At 53.2% G+C, this 15,839-nt stretch carries 15 protein-coding genes; 6 read left to right on the forward strand and 9 right to left on the reverse strand.

All coding sequences use genetic code 11. From position 1 onward, the window contains the following. Positions 1 to 11 precede the first annotated feature (11 nt). From MV421_RS00165 to MV421_RS00190, 6 genes are all read left to right on the forward strand, one after another. Positions 12 to 722, forward strand: coding sequence for a ribosome assembly factor SBDS (locus tag MV421_RS00165; protein ID WP_297420626.1), 711 nt, complete (start codon positions 12 to 14; stop codon positions 720 to 722). Next, the gene (gene rrp4, locus MV421_RS00170; RefSeq protein WP_297420623.1) at positions 719 to 1,486 is read left to right on the forward strand and encodes an exosome complex RNA-binding protein Rrp4; all 768 of its coding nucleotides are present in this window, start codon (positions 719 to 721) and stop codon (positions 1,484 to 1,486) included. The genes MV421_RS00165 and rrp4 overlap by 4 nt, the downstream gene beginning before the upstream one ends. Beyond that, on the forward strand, positions 1,483 to 2,232 hold the full coding sequence (rrp41, locus tag MV421_RS00175; protein WP_297420618.1) for an exosome complex exonuclease Rrp41: 750 nt from the start codon (positions 1,483 to 1,485) through the stop codon (positions 2,230 to 2,232). The genes rrp4 and rrp41 overlap by 4 nt, the downstream gene beginning before the upstream one ends. Further along, positions 2,225 to 3,043, forward strand: coding sequence for an exosome complex protein Rrp42 (rrp42, locus tag MV421_RS00180; RefSeq protein WP_297420615.1), 819 nt, complete (start codon positions 2,225 to 2,227; stop codon positions 3,041 to 3,043). The genes rrp41 and rrp42 overlap by 8 nt, the downstream gene beginning before the upstream one ends. Positions 3,044 to 3,166: 123 nt before the next feature. Further along, positions 3,167 to 3,571 carry a cell division protein SepF gene (locus MV421_RS00185; RefSeq protein WP_297420612.1) on the forward strand — a complete coding sequence of 135 codons (405 nt, stop codon included), beginning with the start codon at positions 3,167 to 3,169 and terminating at the stop codon, positions 3,569 to 3,571. Between the two features lie 64 nt (positions 3,572 to 3,635). Next, positions 3,636 to 4,307 (forward strand): ZPR1 zinc finger domain-containing protein, encoded by a 672-nt coding sequence (locus MV421_RS00190; RefSeq protein WP_297420609.1) that lies wholly within the window; start codon positions 3,636 to 3,638, stop codon positions 4,305 to 4,307. Between the two features lie 38 nt (positions 4,308 to 4,345). On the opposite strand, the gene MV421_RS00195 is transcribed toward MV421_RS00190, so the two are convergent. The 9 genes from MV421_RS00195 to MV421_RS00235 form a co-directional block, all read right to left on the reverse strand. Next, the gene (locus tag MV421_RS00195) at positions 4,346 to 5,356 is read right to left on the reverse strand and encodes a homoserine dehydrogenase (protein ID WP_297420673.1); all 1,011 of its coding nucleotides are present in this window, start codon (positions 5,354 to 5,356) and stop codon (positions 4,346 to 4,348) included. A 39-nt stretch (positions 5,357 to 5,395) separates the two neighbouring features. Next, positions 5,396 to 6,241: a CBS domain-containing protein gene (locus MV421_RS00200; protein WP_297420606.1), complete on the reverse strand. Its 846-nt coding sequence runs from the start codon at positions 6,239 to 6,241 to the stop codon at positions 5,396 to 5,398. An 85-nt stretch (positions 6,242 to 6,326) separates the two neighbouring features. Next, a complete protein-coding gene (locus MV421_RS00205) occupies positions 6,327 to 7,532 on the reverse strand; it encodes a sodium ion-translocating decarboxylase subunit beta (protein WP_297420603.1) in 1,206 nt (401 codons plus the stop codon). Positions 7,533 to 7,537: 5 nt separating this feature from the next. Continuing rightward, positions 7,538 to 8,002: an acetyl-CoA carboxylase biotin carboxyl carrier protein subunit gene (locus MV421_RS00210; RefSeq protein ID WP_297420672.1), complete on the reverse strand. Its 465-nt coding sequence runs from the start codon at positions 8,000 to 8,002 to the stop codon at positions 7,538 to 7,540. A gap of 2 nt (positions 8,003 to 8,004) precedes the next feature. Then, on the reverse strand, positions 8,005 to 8,379 hold the full coding sequence (locus MV421_RS00215) for an OadG family protein (RefSeq protein ID WP_297420671.1): 375 nt from the start codon (positions 8,377 to 8,379) through the stop codon (positions 8,005 to 8,007). Positions 8,380 to 8,397: 18 nt separating this feature from the next. Next, entirely contained in the window at positions 8,398 to 9,966 is a 1,569-nt protein-coding gene (locus MV421_RS00220; RefSeq protein ID WP_297420600.1) for a carboxyl transferase domain-containing protein, read from the reverse strand. A 143-nt stretch (positions 9,967 to 10,109) separates the two neighbouring features. Further along, complete coding sequence (locus tag MV421_RS00225; RefSeq protein WP_297420597.1) at positions 10,110 to 10,541, reverse strand: translation initiation factor IF-2 subunit beta; 432 nt, start codon at positions 10,539 to 10,541, stop codon at positions 10,110 to 10,112. 80 nt (positions 10,542 to 10,621) lie between these two features. Then, on the reverse strand, positions 10,622 to 15,220 hold the full coding sequence (locus tag MV421_RS00230; protein ID WP_297420594.1) for an MCM2/3/5 family DNA replication licensing factor: 4,599 nt from the start codon (positions 15,218 to 15,220) through the stop codon (positions 10,622 to 10,624). Then, complete coding sequence (locus tag MV421_RS00235) at positions 15,220 to 15,714, reverse strand: hypothetical protein (RefSeq protein WP_297420591.1); 495 nt, start codon at positions 15,712 to 15,714, stop codon at positions 15,220 to 15,222. The genes MV421_RS00230 and MV421_RS00235 overlap by 1 nt, the downstream gene beginning before the upstream one ends. Positions 15,715 to 15,839: the final 125 nt, after the last annotated feature.

Consider the following 15,839-nt stretch of genomic DNA (forward strand, 5'->3'; position numbering starts at 1 on the left):
GGTGGCGGGCGATGCCTGTAAGCCTTGATAAAGCTGTCATCGCCCGGCTCAAGACCCACGGCGAGACCTTTGAGGTACTCGTTGACCCTTACCTTGCGAGGGACTTCAAGGAGGGCAAGGAGGTTCCCATTGAGGAAGTCCTCGCCACGCCCTTCGTTTTCAAAGATGCACACAAGGGAGATAAGGCGAGCGAACACGAGATGGAGAAGATATTCGGCACCAGCGACCCCTACGAGGTTGCGAAGACCATCCTGAGGAAGGGTGAGGTTCAGCTCACCGCAGAACAGAGACGGCAGATGATTGAGGAGAAGAGGCGTTACATAGCGACGGTCATACACAGGCACGCCGTTGATCCAAGAACCGGCTATCCCCATCCCGTCGATAGGATCCTCAAGGCCATGGAAGAGGCTGGAGTTCACGTTGATCTCTTCAAGGACGCGGAAGCACAGGTTCCGGGGGTCATCAAGGCGATAAGGCCGCTCCTTCCAATAAAACTGGAGATGAAGATTATCGCCGTCAAAGTACCCGGCGACTACGTTGGAAAGACCTACGGTGAGGTTAGGAGATTCGGGACGGTTAAAAGGGAGGAGTGGGCCAGCGACGGCTCGTGGATGCTCCTCATCGAGATTCCTGGGGGAGTTGAGGAGGAATTTTACGAGAAGCTTAACGCCCTTACCAGGGGCAGTGCTGTAACTAAACTGATAGAGAGGAAGGGGCTATGAAGAGGATTTTTGTTAAGCCAAGGGAGCTTGTTGTTCCTGGGACTCTACTCGCCCAGGGACCGTATAAGAACGGAAGAGGAACTTTCAGGGAAGGGAACAGGGTCTACTCAACGGTGGTCGGTCTGGTGGAAGCCAGGGGCGACCTCATACGTGTTATCCCGCTCGAAGGCCCTTATATGCCTGAGATGGGAGATAACGTCCTTGGAAAGGTAGTGGACGTCCGTTTCTCCAACTGGGCCGTTGACATAGGTGCACCTTACGAGGCCAGCCTTCGCGTCCAGGACGCCACAGAGGAGCGTATCGACCTCATGAAGACAGACCTAAGAAGGATATTTGATATAGGCGACATAATCTATGCCAAGATAAAGGGCTACAACGAGATAAACCAGATAGACCTCACCACAAGGGGCATGCCATTCCACGGCGGTCCACTCAGGGGCGGCCGACTAGTGACCATAACGCCGTCGAAGGTACCGAGGCTCATAGGTAAGGGCGGTTCGATGATCAACCTCATCAAGAAGCTGACCAACACCCGGATAATAGTCGGCCAGAACGGCTGGGTTTGGGTCAGCGGCAGGAACGACGAGCTTGAAAAGCTCGCCATCGAGGCCATTCTCAAGGTTGACCGCGAGAGCCACACCCAGGGGCTCACCGACAGGATGAAGGAATTCCTAACCAAGAGGCTTCAGTCCCTTAAGGAAGAGGGAGTTATCGATGAGGTACCTCAGGTTGAGGAGAGCAACGGTGAAGGTGAGGCAGAATGATGGGGAGACCAGAGGGTTTAAAGCTCATAGATGAGAACGGTAGAAGGGTTGATGGCAGGAAGAAGTACGAACTCAGGCCGATAAAGATGGAAATAGGCGTTCTCAAAAACGCAGATGGTTCGGCCTATGTTGAGTGGGGCAAGAACAAGATTTTGGCGGCCGTTTATGGCCCAAGGGAGATACACCCTAAGCACCTTCAGCGGCCTGACAGGGGGATCCTGCGCGTTCGCTACAACATGGCCCCCTTCAGCGTTGAGGAGAGGAAGAAGCCCGGCCCGGATAGAAGGAGTGTTGAGATAAGCAAGGTCGTCCGCGGCGCCCTTGAGCCGGCCCTTCTCCTTGACGCGTTTCCGAGGACGGCAGTTGATGTCTTCATAGAGGTTCTCCAGGCTGATGCCGGGACCCGCGTCGCTGGCATAACCGCCGCCTCACTTGCCCTGGCGGATGCAGGCGTCCCGATGAGGGATCTCGTTGCGGCATGTGCCTCTGGAAAGATAGACGGGGAGATAGTGCTTGACCTCAACAAGGACGAGGACAACTACGGTGAATCTGACATTCCTGTTGCTATAATGCCCCTGAAAAACGACATAACGCTCCTCCAGATGGACGGCTACCTCACAAGGGAAGAGTTTATGGAAGCAGTCAAGCTCGCCATCAAGGGTGCAAAGGCCGTATACCAGAAGCAGAGGGAAGCCCTCCGGGAGAAGTACCTCAAAATAGCAGAGGAGGTCGGTGGAAATGAGTGATACGGAAGTTATGGCGGGCATAATACGTGACAGGATCCTCTCTCTCCTCAGGGATGGGAAGCGCATCGACGGCAGGGGGCTTGAGGACTACCGTGAGCTGGAGATCAAGGTCAACGTCATTGAAAAGGCAGAAGGTTCCGCCTGGGTCAAGCTCGGGAACACGCAGGTCCTCGTAGGGATAAAGGTGGACATGGGCGAGCCGTTCCCGGATTTGCCGGATAGGGGGGTTATAACCACCAACGTTGAGCTCGTGCCACTCGCTTCACCAAACTTTGAACCCGGTCCACCCGATGAGAACGCCATCGAGCTGGCGAGGGTAGTTGATAGAGGCATAAGGGAGAGCGAGGCGGTTGAGCTGGAGAAACTCGTTATAGTACCGGGCAAGCTCGTCCGCGTCGTCTTCATAGACGTCCACGTCCTGGACCACGACGGCAACCTCCTCGATGCAACAGGTATAGGAGCCATAGCCGCACTACTCACCACAAAAATGCCGAAGGTGGCATACAACGAGGGAACTGAGGAAGTAGAGGTGCTCGACGAGTACGAGCCTCTTCCGGTCAGGCGGATTCCAATACCGGTGACAATGGCCAAGATAGGAAACACCCTGATCGTCGACCCGAGCCTTGACGAGGAGCTCGTCATGGACGGTAGGATAACCATAACCGCCGACGAGAATGGCATGATATCCGCGGCCCAGAAAGGTGAAGGCGGGAGCTTCAAGCTTGAGGAGGTAATGTACGCCATAGACACCTCAATAAAGAAGGGCGCGGAGCTTAGGGAAAAGGTGCTTGAGGTGGTTAAGTCCACCTGAGGACTTTTCACTGTTCTCATTCTTTTGTCGGTTCCTTTTCATCCTCTAGTCATTTCAGAAAGAAATATAAACACAAACGCCTAGAATAGTTCCAGCCCTTACGATTAACCGGGGGGAACAATCATGGGTTTGTTTGACAGTATTAAAAAGAAGGATGAAAAGTCAAGGCCGATCAGGAAGCCTCCTGCGTCAGTCAAGAAGGAGGTTTCTTCTTCTAGGCATGACATCGATGTGGTGCCCCTTGAGGAAGATGTTCTTGCTAAGGAGATAGTTAAACCGCAGATACGCTACCTCAGGAAGGTGGTTGTGACCAGCTACTCGGACCTTGAAAGGATTTCAGAGGAGCTCCAAAACGGCAATATAATCCTCGTTGATCTCGGTCCGCTTGAGGTCAAGCCTGAGGTTCTTGAGAAAGTTGCGGAACAGCTCAAGGGTATGGTCAGTGCCCTCGGTGGACAGGCGGCCAAGGTGTGCAAGAACGAGATAAAGCTCATCTTAGTGCCGTCGGACATAAAAATCGCCAAGTGATTTCGCCTTTCTTCTTCCTATGACTTTATAAAGGAGACCCCGCCCTATTCTCCGGTGGTGTGAGATGATCGAAAAGCGTGAGAACGAGCTTGGATCAGAAGACGTTAAGGTTGTCACCCTTGGGAACTGCCCTATATGCGGGGGAAAGGGAACGCTCAAGGCAATCCAGTACGTCCATGATATCCCCTACTTCGGGAAGGTCATGGAGAGCACGATAATCTGTGAGAAATGCGGCTACCGTAACGCAGACGTTATTCCGCTGGAGGACAGACCGCCGAAGCTCTACACCGTCAGGGTTGAAAACGAGAAGGACCTTTTCACTCGCGTTGTGAGGAGCAAGAGTGGAACAATAGAGCTTGACGAGATAGGTGTCAAGGTAGAACCCGGACCCGCTGCGGAAGGCTTCATCACGAACGTTGAGGGTGTTCTCGAGCGCGTCAAGGAAGCCCTCCTAATGGCGAGGGGATTCAAGGAGGGGGAAGGCGATGAGGAGGCCGTTAAGAAAACCGATGAGATACTGGGGTATATTGAAGAGGTTAGGAGAGGCAGGAAGCCGCTCACGATTAAAATAGCCGATCCCCTTGGCAACAGCGCGCTGATAGGAGAGAAGGTCAAAAGCAGATTTCTAACGCAGGAAGAGGTTGATAGTCTGAGCCTTGGCCCCTATGTGAGGGTCAACCCGGAGGAGTTTGAAGAGTCTTCAGAGAACGCAGAGAATAGATCCACTCAGAGATAAACGACCTCTTTCGCCAGGAGGTTCCTCCTACGGAGAAATCAACTTTCCCCAAGGGCAAGGGAGGCCTTTAGAACATCGCTCACGACCCCGCTTGCAGTCTCCTTCGGCCCTGCTCCGGCCCCCCTTATGACCAACTTCCCGAGGAGGTCGGTCTTTATCACCGCCGCGTTCTCGTGACTTCCAACGGCGAGGGGGCTGCTCCTGAGGATCTCTCTCGGCTCGACGGTTACATTTCCCTCCTCGACCGTCGCGACGAGCCTCACGGTTCTACCCCTTTTCTTCGCCCTTTGGACTTTCTCCATGTTTACTCTTGATATTCCCCTCACCCTTGCTTCGTCGAAGGTTACCGGCTCGAAGGCGACGCAGTGAAGTATGGTGGCCTTGTAACCTGCGTCTATTCCTAAAATATCCCCGTCTGGATTTTTCTCGGCTATTCCAAGTGATTGGGCTTCCCTCAGTGCTCCTTCGAAGGTCTCTCCCTCTTCCATCCGGTTCAGGATGAACGTCGTTGTCGCGTTTAAGACCGCCTCAACCCTCTCAACATCGTCCCCTAAGAGGTTCTCGCGCAGAAGGCCGATTACCGGCGTCCCCGCCATCACCGTCGCCTCGAATAAGTATGGGAGATCCCTCCTCTCAGCTTCTCTCGTCAACTTCGCATAATGGAATGCCAAGGGAGGCTTGTTACTTGTGATGACAGCCTTCCCACCCCTTAGTGCTGCCAGATGCCATCTCCAGGCGTTTTCCCCGTTAGTAACGTCGATGACGGCCCCAGAGTCAACCTCATTAACGGCTTCCACCGGAGTGAAATTGTAGACCTCGTAGTCGTTTGTCCAGGAGGAGAGCTTTCCAAAGGTCTCTTTGACGAGCAGGGCTTCCTTGAGGTTTATTCCTTCTGGGAGCCAGATCGTTCCACTAGTGTCGGTGATGCTTACAATCTTAACGTTTATGCCGTACCTCTCACGGAAGAGCTGCTCCTTCTCAATAATAACCCTCGCGACGGCCTTTCCAACGTTGCCGAAACCGAGGAGGGAAAGTTTAATCTCCTGCATTGACACCACCTAAGAGAAAATGGGGGGACTTTAAAACGCTCACCTGTTGAGGATTACCTTTATGATGTCCATATCCCTGGCGATTCCGACTAGCTCGTCCTCTCCTTTTATGACGGGCAGCTGCTCGATCTTGTACTGCACCATCTTCTGGGCCACGTCGTAGATGCTCATATGTGGTGTGGCCACGATAAGCTCGCGGTTCATTATCTCCTCGACCGGCTTTTTGGGGAGCTGAAGTTCTGCCTTCTCGAAGAGCAGTGTGGGGTTACTCTCGAGGATCCAATCCTCCTCACTTGAAGCTGCCAGAGCCGTCTGCTTCATCACTCTAATTACTTCGCTATCACTTAGGAGATCCGTCTCATCCACCATTCCAACGAGGTTCCCGTCGTCGTCTATGACTGGGATTGCCATTGCATTGCAGAGGAGGAGGCTCTTGAGGGCGGCTTTAAGTGGCGTTCCGTGCCAGACTACACCGACGTTTCTCTGATAATACTCCTTAATCGTTATGTCCTTCATCTTCTCGTTCTTCGCCAGATAACGCCGCACGATGTCCCCAACCGTTAGGACACCGAGGACGTGGCTCTCATTATCAACCACCACTACCCTTCTGTAGTCAAGCTCAATCATCTTCCTAACGGCCTTTTTGAGGTCGTCATCCGGCTTTACGGTGGGAACCTCCCTCCTTATGAGCATCGCTAGCTGATCTTCGTCTGGATGGAGCAGAATCCGCTTTACGCTTATGACCCCCGTCAGGGTCTTGGTCTTTTTGTTGATGACTGGGAATGACCTAACCTTGTACTTTCTAAAAAGCTCCAGTGCGTACTCCCTTGTTGCGGGCAACTCTATGGCCACTGGATCCGGGGTCATCAGGGTTTTCACGCGCATTTTCTCACCACCGCTTTAAGTTAAAGCGCCCTCACCCTATTTTAATCTTTTCATGGACATCAGTAAAGGGTTAAAGAAAAGGGGGTCAGCCGAGGACGGCTAGGAAAACACCCGCGGCAACCGCCGTTCCTATGACACCAGCAACGTTCGGACCCATTGCATGCATCAGGATGAAGTTGCCTGGGTCTTCTTCGCTCGCCATCCTCTGGACAACACGCGCTGACATCGGCACCGCTGAAACACCGGCCGCGCCTATCATCGGGTTGATCTTTCCACCACTGATCTTTTCCATGAACTTCCCAAAGAGTACCCCCCCGGCGGTTGCCGTGGCGAAGGCGACTATGCCGAGACCTAGGATCATAAGGGTCTGTGCGGTGAGGAAGCTGCTGGCGCGCATCGTGGAGCCGACGCCGAGGCCAAGGAATATTGTGACGATGTTCATAAGCTCTTCCTGTGCCGCTTTGCTGAGCCTCTCGACGACGCCGCTCTCGCGGAAGAGGTTGCCTATCATGAGCATTCCAACGAGCGGGGCCGCGCTTGGGACGAGGAGGCCGATGGTTATCATGGCCACTATCGGGAAGAGGATCTTCTCGCGCTTTGAAACCGGCCTGAGTTGTTCCATCCTTATGCGTCTCTCCTCGGGGCTGGTGAGTGCCTTGATGATGGGCGGCTGGATGAGCGGGACGAGGCTCATATAGGAGTAAGCGGCAACCGCGGTCGCTCCAAGTATCTCCGGCGCGAGTTTTGTGGTTAGGTAGATGGTGGTTGGTCCGTCGGCGCCTCCAATGATGCCTATGCTTGCCGCCTGGTGGAGGTTAAAGCCGAGGGCTATTGCGGTGAGCATCGCTATGAAAACGCCTATCTGCGCCGCCGCGCCCATCAGTGCCGTCTTAGGGTCTGCTATGAGCGGGCCAAAGTCGGTCATTGCCCCAAGGCCGAAGAATATCAGGAGAGGCACTATCTCCGTCCTTATGAGGGTGTAGTATACTATGTCAAAGAGACCTGGTGGTCCGTAATGTTGGTTCAGGTAACCCAGCATGGCGAATATGTTGTCCCCTATGTGCGCGGGCAGATTCGGAGCAACGGGCCAGTTGACTAGGTTCCCGAGGGGTATGTTGACGAGGACGGCGCTTATGCCTATTGGGAGTAGAAGAAGGGGCTCCATCTTGTACCTGATGGCAAGGTATGCAAGCGTCAGCCCCACTATTATCATAACGATGTTGCCCCACGTTAGGTGGAGCAGACCCATCCCCTGGAAGAACGTCATTACTTGGTCTATCATTCCCGCCATGGCCCTCACCCAAGTTCGATTAGTGGTTGTCTGGTGTCGACTGTGTCGCCTTCTTTGACGAGGATTTTCTTTACTGTCCCGTTTCTTGGTGATGGGATTTCGTTCTCCATTTTCATTGCTTCTAGGATTATTAATCCTTGACCGGTTTTAACCTCTTCACCCTCTTTAACGAGGATTTTTAGAATTTTACCCGGCATTGGGGACGTAACAACACCCTCTCCCGCTGGAGCGGGTGTTGAGGTTGCTGGAGTGGCTGGGGCAACTGGAGCCGATACTGGAGAAGAAGCAGCGGCCGGAACACCCAAACCAGAGACCTGGGATGGTGTGCTCAAAGCTCCGACGTTGATTCCCAGCCCCTTCGCTTCAACATCGTAGCTCTTCTCGTTGAACATTACCCGGAACTTCCCCCCAGGGAGTTCCTCGACATCAACTTCGTACTCAACACCGTCAACGATGACCTTGACTTTCATCTTCACCACTTCCCTAACTCGTAGTTGAAATCCTCACCATCCTCCATTGAACTCTGCAGGCCGTAGAGACGCCACGCGTCGGAAACCTTTCTCCTGAAGGGTAGGGGTCTGAGCTGGCTTGCCTTCTCGGCGGTGTAAGCCAAAACCGCGGCCGTTATAACCGCGAGGTCCCTCGGCGGTATCTCCTGTTTCTCCTCCGCCTCTGTTTTGGGGACTGGAGTGGGTGCTGGAGATGAAGCGGCCGCAGTCTCCCTCTCAACGAGTCTTCTCTCAGTCCAGCCAACGGCGTAGAGAACCACCGCGAGTATTGACAGCACGGTGAAAACTATTGTAACACCCAGCACGGTGAGGTCAAGTCCCTCTATGAACTCCGCCATCGTCGTCATGCTAACACCTCACAGCGGTATGTTGCCGTGTTTCTTCGGCGGGAGCTTGACGCGCTTGCTCCCCAGGGCCTCTAGCGACATGATTATCTTCGCCCTCGTTTCAGCAGGGTCTATGACGTCGTCGATGTAGCCGCGAGCAGCTGCCACATACGGGTTGGCGAACTTCTCTCTGTACTCGGCTATCTTCTGCTGTCTGACTTCCTCAGGCTTCTCGGCCGCGGCTATCTCCTTGCGGAAGATTATGTTCGCCGCCCCCTCCGGACCCATGACCGCTATCTCCGCGGTGGGCCACGCATAGACGAAGTCGGCACCGAGGTGCTTGCTTCCCATCGCGAGATACGCCCCACCGTAGGCCTTTCTCAGCACAACTGTAACCATCGGCACCGTCGCCTCGGCGTAGGCGTAGAGTATCTTCGCGCCGTGCCTGATGATTCCGCCGTACTCCTGCTGCGTTCCAGGGAGATATCCCGGAACGTCGACGAGCGTAACTATCGGGATGTTGAAGGCGTCACAGGTTCTCACGAAGCGCGCAATCTTGTCTGAGCTGTCTATGTCGAGAACGCCGGCGAGATGAATCGGGTTGTTCGCTACGATGCCAACCGTCCCCCCGTTCATCCTTCCAAAGCCAACGACGGCGTTCGGAGCGAAGTACGGAAGAATCTCGAGGAAATCCGGGTTGCCGTTCTCGTCGCGGTCAACTATCTCATAGATGACCCCCCTCACGTCATAGCCCTTGTTCGGATCATCTGGAACGATGGTGTAGAGGTTTTCGGTCTTCCTGAACGGCAAGTCGCTGGTTTTGACGCGCGGCGGCTTCTCCACGTTGTTTGACGGGAGGTAGCCGATGAGCCTCCTGATGAGGGCAAGAACCTCCTCGTCGCTCTTTCCTATAAGGTGAGCCTGGCCGGCCCTCTGGGCGTGAACCATCGCTCCACCGAGCTGTACCGGTGTAACCTCTACGCCGGTAACGGCCTTGACGACCTGCGGCCCAGTGATGAACATGAAGCTCGCCGGATTATCCACCATGAGGATGAAGTCACCTATGGCGGGGCTGTAGACGGCTCCTCCAGCACAAGGACCCATTATAGCCGTAATCTGTGGAACCACCCCGCTCAGGAGGGTGTTCATCTTGAAGATGTCGCCGTAGCCCTTGAGCGAGTCGACGCCCTCCTGAATCCTCGCTCCCCCGGAGTCGTTGAGGCCTATAATCGGTGCACCGGCCTCAAGGGCTAGCTCCATGACGCGCTTTATCTTCGCCGCGTGCATCTCCCCCAGAGAGCCGCCCATGACGGTGAAGTCTTGGGCGAAGACGAAGACCAAACGGCCGTCGATGGTTCCATAGCCGGTTATGACACCGTCCGCCGGAAGCTCTTTCCTGTCCATTCCGAACTCCGTTCCGCGGTGTTTGACGAACATTCCAATCTCGACAAAGCTCCCAGGATCGAGGAGTTTTTCAACCCTCTCGCGGGCGGTGAGCTTTCCCTTGGCGTGCTGCTTCTCCACGGCCTTTTCGCCGCCCATCGCCAAAATCTCTCTCTTCCTCTCATACAGTTCGTTGACCTTCTCCTCCATGCTCATGAGAACTCCCCCTTGGGTGGCATGATGCCTGGCACTTGTAGTTTGTAAAGTTTAAAAGGGTTTTCAACCCTTAGAATGCCCTAATGGATAAAACATCCATTGAGTTTGGACTGAAAGTAAAACGCCGGAAGAAAAAAAGGGGATCAAATGTGTTGTATCGGCGTCTCAGCTCCACAGGCCTCACACTTGAGGAAGTAGAAGCGACCCTTTTTGATGATCTTCGTGTCCGGTGAGCCGCAGACCGGGCAGATGACGAACTCTCTGAGGTACTTTTTGAGCTTGTTACTTATGAGGTATGGCGTGAAGCGTCCTTGAAGGATAACGCGCCTTCCCTCAAGCGTTCCAGCGGTTCCGACCTCCCTCAGCAGGAACTTAAGAAGGTGGTTCGGTTCGCGGTTCATAGCCTCGGCTATGTCTAGGAAGTTCTCGATTATCGTCCTGTTGCCGGCTATCGTAACCTGCGCCGCGGGAACCTCAAAACGTGAAGCGTGATTTTTGACGTTCTCTGGAAGCTCATCATGGGCCTTCTCCAGAAGACCTTCGAAATCGTAAAAGTCAACCTTTTTCTCGCTCATGCTCTCACCTCCATCTTACCTCCCCTGCCCCGTTTATAACCTTTTGGCGTGGGTTGTCAAGAAAGAGTGGAAATGAAAACTCAAAGCACCCTGTAGAACCCAGCCCTTGGCTCATATATCCTCGCATCCCTCTTCAGGTCGTTCAGCAGTTTCCTAATATCATTCTCCGTGCCAATTCCGGCCTGCTTCGCCGCCTCGATAACCCTATCCTCCGGTGCTCCGAACTCGCCCTCACTCTCAAGGTTCTTGATGACGTCAAGGAGCCTGTCAATCTTGTTTATCTTCTTGGAGCTTTTACCGACCTCGAGGATGGATATGTCGAGCGTTCCTTCCTCATCAGTAGCGATGGTCCTTATCATCTCCTCGATTATCTGAATTGCCGCCCTTGCATCCTCCCTGGTTACCGTCTCGCTCAGCCGCATCCTCGCGTGGGCCTCACTGAGTCTTATCAGGGCCTCTAACTGTCTGGCAGTCACTGGAATCGGTTGTACGCCTTCCTCCTCGCCGGAGTGCTTGAACCCCTTCCTCATCCTCACGTAGTAGCGCTTTATCTCATCCATCGCTTCCCTACTGAGAGTGGGATGGACGTTCTTCCTTGCGTAGGCTATGTACTTCTTGAGCAGGTCGTAGGGTATCTTCGGCGTTACGGCCTCAGCCTCCCCCCTGCGGACCTTAAGGATGTGCTCAGCTATGCTCGCGTCAACCTTCTCATCAGGTTCATCCAACAGGAGGAAGATAAGGTCGAAACGGCTGAGCAATGTGGGCGGGAGGTCGAGCTGCTCCGGGAGGCTCTTATGTCTATTGAAGCGGCCGTACTTCGGATTTGCGGCCGCTATGACGGTTGTCCTCGAGTTAAGCGTCGCAGTGATGCCCGCCTTACTGATGCTGATGCTTTGCTGTTCCAGCGCTTCATGTATGGCGCTCCTATCCCTGTCACTCATCTTGTCGAACTCGTCTATGCAGTTGTGAACGATTATTCCCTCGGCGACGAAGTTGTGCTCTCCCGGAACGTAGAGGTCATAAACGTAGCCTTCATAGGGGATCTTTTTGATTGAGGTGATTTCATCCAAGAAATAATCCCTTGTCGATAGAATCTCAAGCTTAAGTCTGATCTCAGGGGTTAGGACATCGCTGAGTTTTACTACAAGTTTTCTCAGCTGGATTCTACTGGGCTGATACTTGTCCTTGGCGTAGGAGTAAACCGTACTCCAAAGCCCCCTCTCTTGAAGTAGCTTAGTCGGAACACTTTTAATGATCTCCTTTGCAACTCTCATTACAGGTTCAGCGGGAACCTTATCGCTTCTCGAAGAAACAAGGTGCTTTTTGGATGGTATGTCTTTGGCTTTAACGCTGTAACCTTTGACCGCGTTAAGCAGGTTTGTCACGTCTTCTCTTCCAGTTATCCGAATTTTGTTAGCGTTATCCCCCTGAATTACGCGCGCGTACACATCGAATCTCCTGAGCAGGAGTGCAAAGGCCCTATCCTTTTCAAAGTCGCTTGAGAGCATGAATTCTATATGAACAATGCTGCCTTTCTTGCTCCTCTTAATGGACACGCAGCCATCAGAGTCAAGTGCTCCTGCAACAAAGCCCTTCAGGGCCTCATCGTCCAAGGAGAAAGTATTCTTGAGGCTGTCTCCGGTGATATACTCGTAGAGGTAAGCGAGCAGTGGTGAACTGACGTGGAAGGTGACCGTCTCGCTTCTCATTGTCCGCTCGTATTCTCTCAGCTGTCCACCGTAGAAGCTTGAAAAGGCGCTCTTAATCTCCTGTATCTGGTCTCTGTGAATCTTTGACTGCACAATGCGGACGTGAACCTTCGAGCCATCTCGTTTTATCCACCCGTCTCCATAGAGGAAACCCAAGAAGTAGGCAAGCTCTGGGGTTATGTAAGCGACCTTAAGGCGCTCCCTGCGGTAGTTTGGACCGTAGGTTAACGGTCTTTCACGCCATTTTTCGTAAATCCCAAGTTCCCAGAGTATCTTCCTGAACTTCCCAATGCTGATGGAACCCTTTCCTGAAAGGAAATCCTTAGAAACGTTGTGCTTCCTGTTGAACTCAGCAAGGGTCTTGAACCTCTTGAGGACCTCTGCCTTCAGTTCTTCCTTTTCTTCCCGGGTCAATTTGACCTTCCAGTTTGATGGCAGAATGTCGAGTATGTAAACCCGTTCTTTAACTTGGGAAAGTTTAAGCGGGGCGACAATCCTATCTCCAACCCTGAACTTCTCAGCCTCCTTCCACTCAAGCGTCCTTCCGTCCACCAGGAGGTGGTCTGGAGTTAGGGTTACCTCGTTGCCGGAGTGGAACTTTATCCTGAGGAGATCTCCCTTCCAGGGCTTCCTGCGGATTATTGTTGCCTTTGAACCCTTTGTCTTCATGCTTTCAAGGTCGAGGGCAACAACGTTTATCTCCTTCTCCTGAATGTCCACGACCTGACCGTCTGAGAGGGCCTTGTAGGACTTGTTCAGCTCAAAGAGGTCTTCAATTCTCTGATATCTTCCGTCAACGAGAACCCTTGAGTCCGGATGCAGGCAGGCGAATCCACCGTCCGCTAAGACGAGAACACCCGCTTCTAAGACCCACGAGCCGGTGAACTCGTCTCTTACTGCCGCCGCTGTGTTGTGGACAACGAAGCCGTTGGCTATGAAGCTGTGAGAACCTTCCACCGTGAGATCGTAGACGTACTCGTAGGGGGAGGGAATGAATTCTTTTGTTATTCTTACCGGTTCCTCGGGAGTTAGAACCTGCCCGTTTATCTCCCGTGCCTGTACCCATCCATTTGGTGTCAGGAGCTTCGTCTCGGGGGTCACTGTTATCTCTTTCCTGTTCTCCCCTTTAATGCGAACGAGTTCTTTGGGAGCCTTTAGCTTCCAGAGGCGCAGGACTTTTCTCTCGCCGTCTTTGGTCTTCACTGCAAGTCCAAGGACCTCTGCGTCAACGCTCTTGTAATCATCAACTTCCCCAGGGGTGACCTTCTCAATGAGTTTTCCTATTTCAATCCTGCCCATGTTTGTCTCAATAATCGAATCCGGAGAGACACACAGCCCAGCCGCAGAACTGCTTTTACCACTCGTGTAAATCGCCCTTGGAGCTAAATTAGCCACGTAGCGGAGAATCTGGCTGTTGTGGACAAAGATATCGTTGGCAATGAAGTTGTGGTGCTCCGGAACCTGGAGGTCGTAGACCCAGGGGTGCTCCGGTTTGTACTCCTCGATCTCTTCAATCCTATCCCAGAAGATGTCGGACTCCGCTAGAAGTTTTCTGAGGTTCTCATCCTCCGTTTCAGGTATAATTCTCGGTTCGCTTTCTTTTCTCGGTGTTGCTATGAAACCCCCTTCTCTAAGCTCTTCCGCTTTCCTCGTCTTAAACTGTCCGTCCTCAAAGACGAAGAAGGGATGAGTTGGCGTTACCTTAATCTCCCTGCCGCTGCCGGTCTTTACCCTAAACATTCTCTCTGGAGCGGTTCTCTTCCAGGCTATATTGGCCTTGACCTTTCTTACCTTCAGGGTCTTCGCGTCGAGGGTGTAAAGTTCAAGGTCGATAGGAGCGTAGGCACCATCGTCAACCTTCCCGAGTGTCCCATCCTTTTCCGCCCTCTCAACGGCTTCTTCAACAATCTCTCCAATTTTTTTCAGGCTCCCATCGGCCAAAACAACCTCTGTGTTGTAATCAACGCACTTAGCTACTCCGGGGTCTCCCACAAGCAGGACGTGGCTCTCTCCCCTCAATTTGGTCCCGTCGGGCAGGTTTCTCTGAACTCCGCCGAACAGAGCTAAAGCTATGCCCTTCTTCACCGTCCTGTGGCCCCATATCGCCGGTGCTATTGAGTCCACTATCGCGTCAACTATATCCTTCCTCCTGGCAAGCTCGCGTATCTTCTGCTCGTCCTCTGGAGAGATCTCAAGCTCCTCTATCTCCTTGCTGAGTTGCTCTATGTGGTTGACCTCAAGAACCTTCTTAAAGATGGGCCTCTTGTCCTTCTGCTCGAGGATAACCCTGAGGATTCCGGTAACGAGAACGCGGTCACCCGGCAGAGCCGTGTCAACGAGGTCGTCGAGCAGAATTGCATCGACGAAGCGGGGCATCTGACCACCCTTCAAGCTCTCGGGTCTGTCCTGAAGGCGGAAACTCTGGAAGTTTATGAAACGACTCTTCTCTACGTTAAGGTCGACGTTTCTGCTTCCACAGGCGTCGCACTTGGCAGGCTTGACGAGGTTCTCGTATGGTCTCTGGAGTCTTACCATCTCGTTGCCGCAGTCCTTACAGACGAAGACGGCTTTTTCAACGAAGGGCTTGACCTCGCTGACGCGTGTGATGATTCCCTCAACCTGTATAAGACGGTTTATGTGCTCGCTCCCTATCTCCTTCACCAAGAGCGTCTTAGGGAGGTTAAAGAAGCGCGCATGAACCTTAAATTCCTCCTCTTTCAGGAGCTGTTCGCGGAGGACTATTTGAATCGCGTCCTCGGCCGCTAAAATGCTCTCCTCTGGGTTCTCCAAGAGTTCTGCCGCAAGCTCCGGGTCGTATGAATTGAGGTGCGTCCAATCTATCGAGAGTGAGCGCTTTGGGGTGAGCGTCAGCAGGTCCTTCAGCTTGTTTAGATAAACTCCTCTGCCCTCGTTGTCCACGTAACCCTTCAGGAAGTTCGCGTATCTCCCAATCATATCCTCGCGGTCCATCACTCCTCACCGAGCCACTCGTTTCTTATCTTTGAAAGCTGGAGGTAAACGCGCCTCTCCTCGGGCGAAAGGCGGGAAAGCAGTTCAAGGCTGTTTGGGCGCCACATTACGGCCTTCAGTATCTTGTTGAAGCGCAGCTTTTTTAGGTACTCGGTCTTCTTCTTGAGGTTGGCCAGCTTGGTGAGCTTGACGTTTATGGTTTCTATGCCCTCACCGGCGTTCATTCTGACGTAGTTTTCGAGGTAGTGCATGTAGAACTCGGCCCTGTCGTATAGGCCGGCCGGAAGCGGCATCACAGGCTCGTTCTCCCTCTCCTCGGCTATCGCCCTGTCTATTTCACCTATTATCTTGTCAGTCTCGTCAATGACCTCAACCACACCGGCCCCCCACAGCTCCCTCGCCTTCCAGTCCTCCACGAGAACGACGTCCCCGGCATTCCAATCGCCGAAGGGCCTGAGGATTTTAACGGCTACGAGTGCCCTCCCAGTGAGCATGATACCACCTGAACGACCTAAGATTTTTGGCTAATAAACCTTGCCGGAACAGCTTGGAACCCTGCTGAACTCGATTGTGCCAGTTCCTTTTCCACTCGAATGAATTCATGGGTACATACGAACCC

This window comes from Thermococcus sp. (genome assembly GCF_027023865.1).
Classification (GTDB): Archaea; Methanobacteriota_B; Thermococci; order Thermococcales; family Thermococcaceae; genus Thermococcus.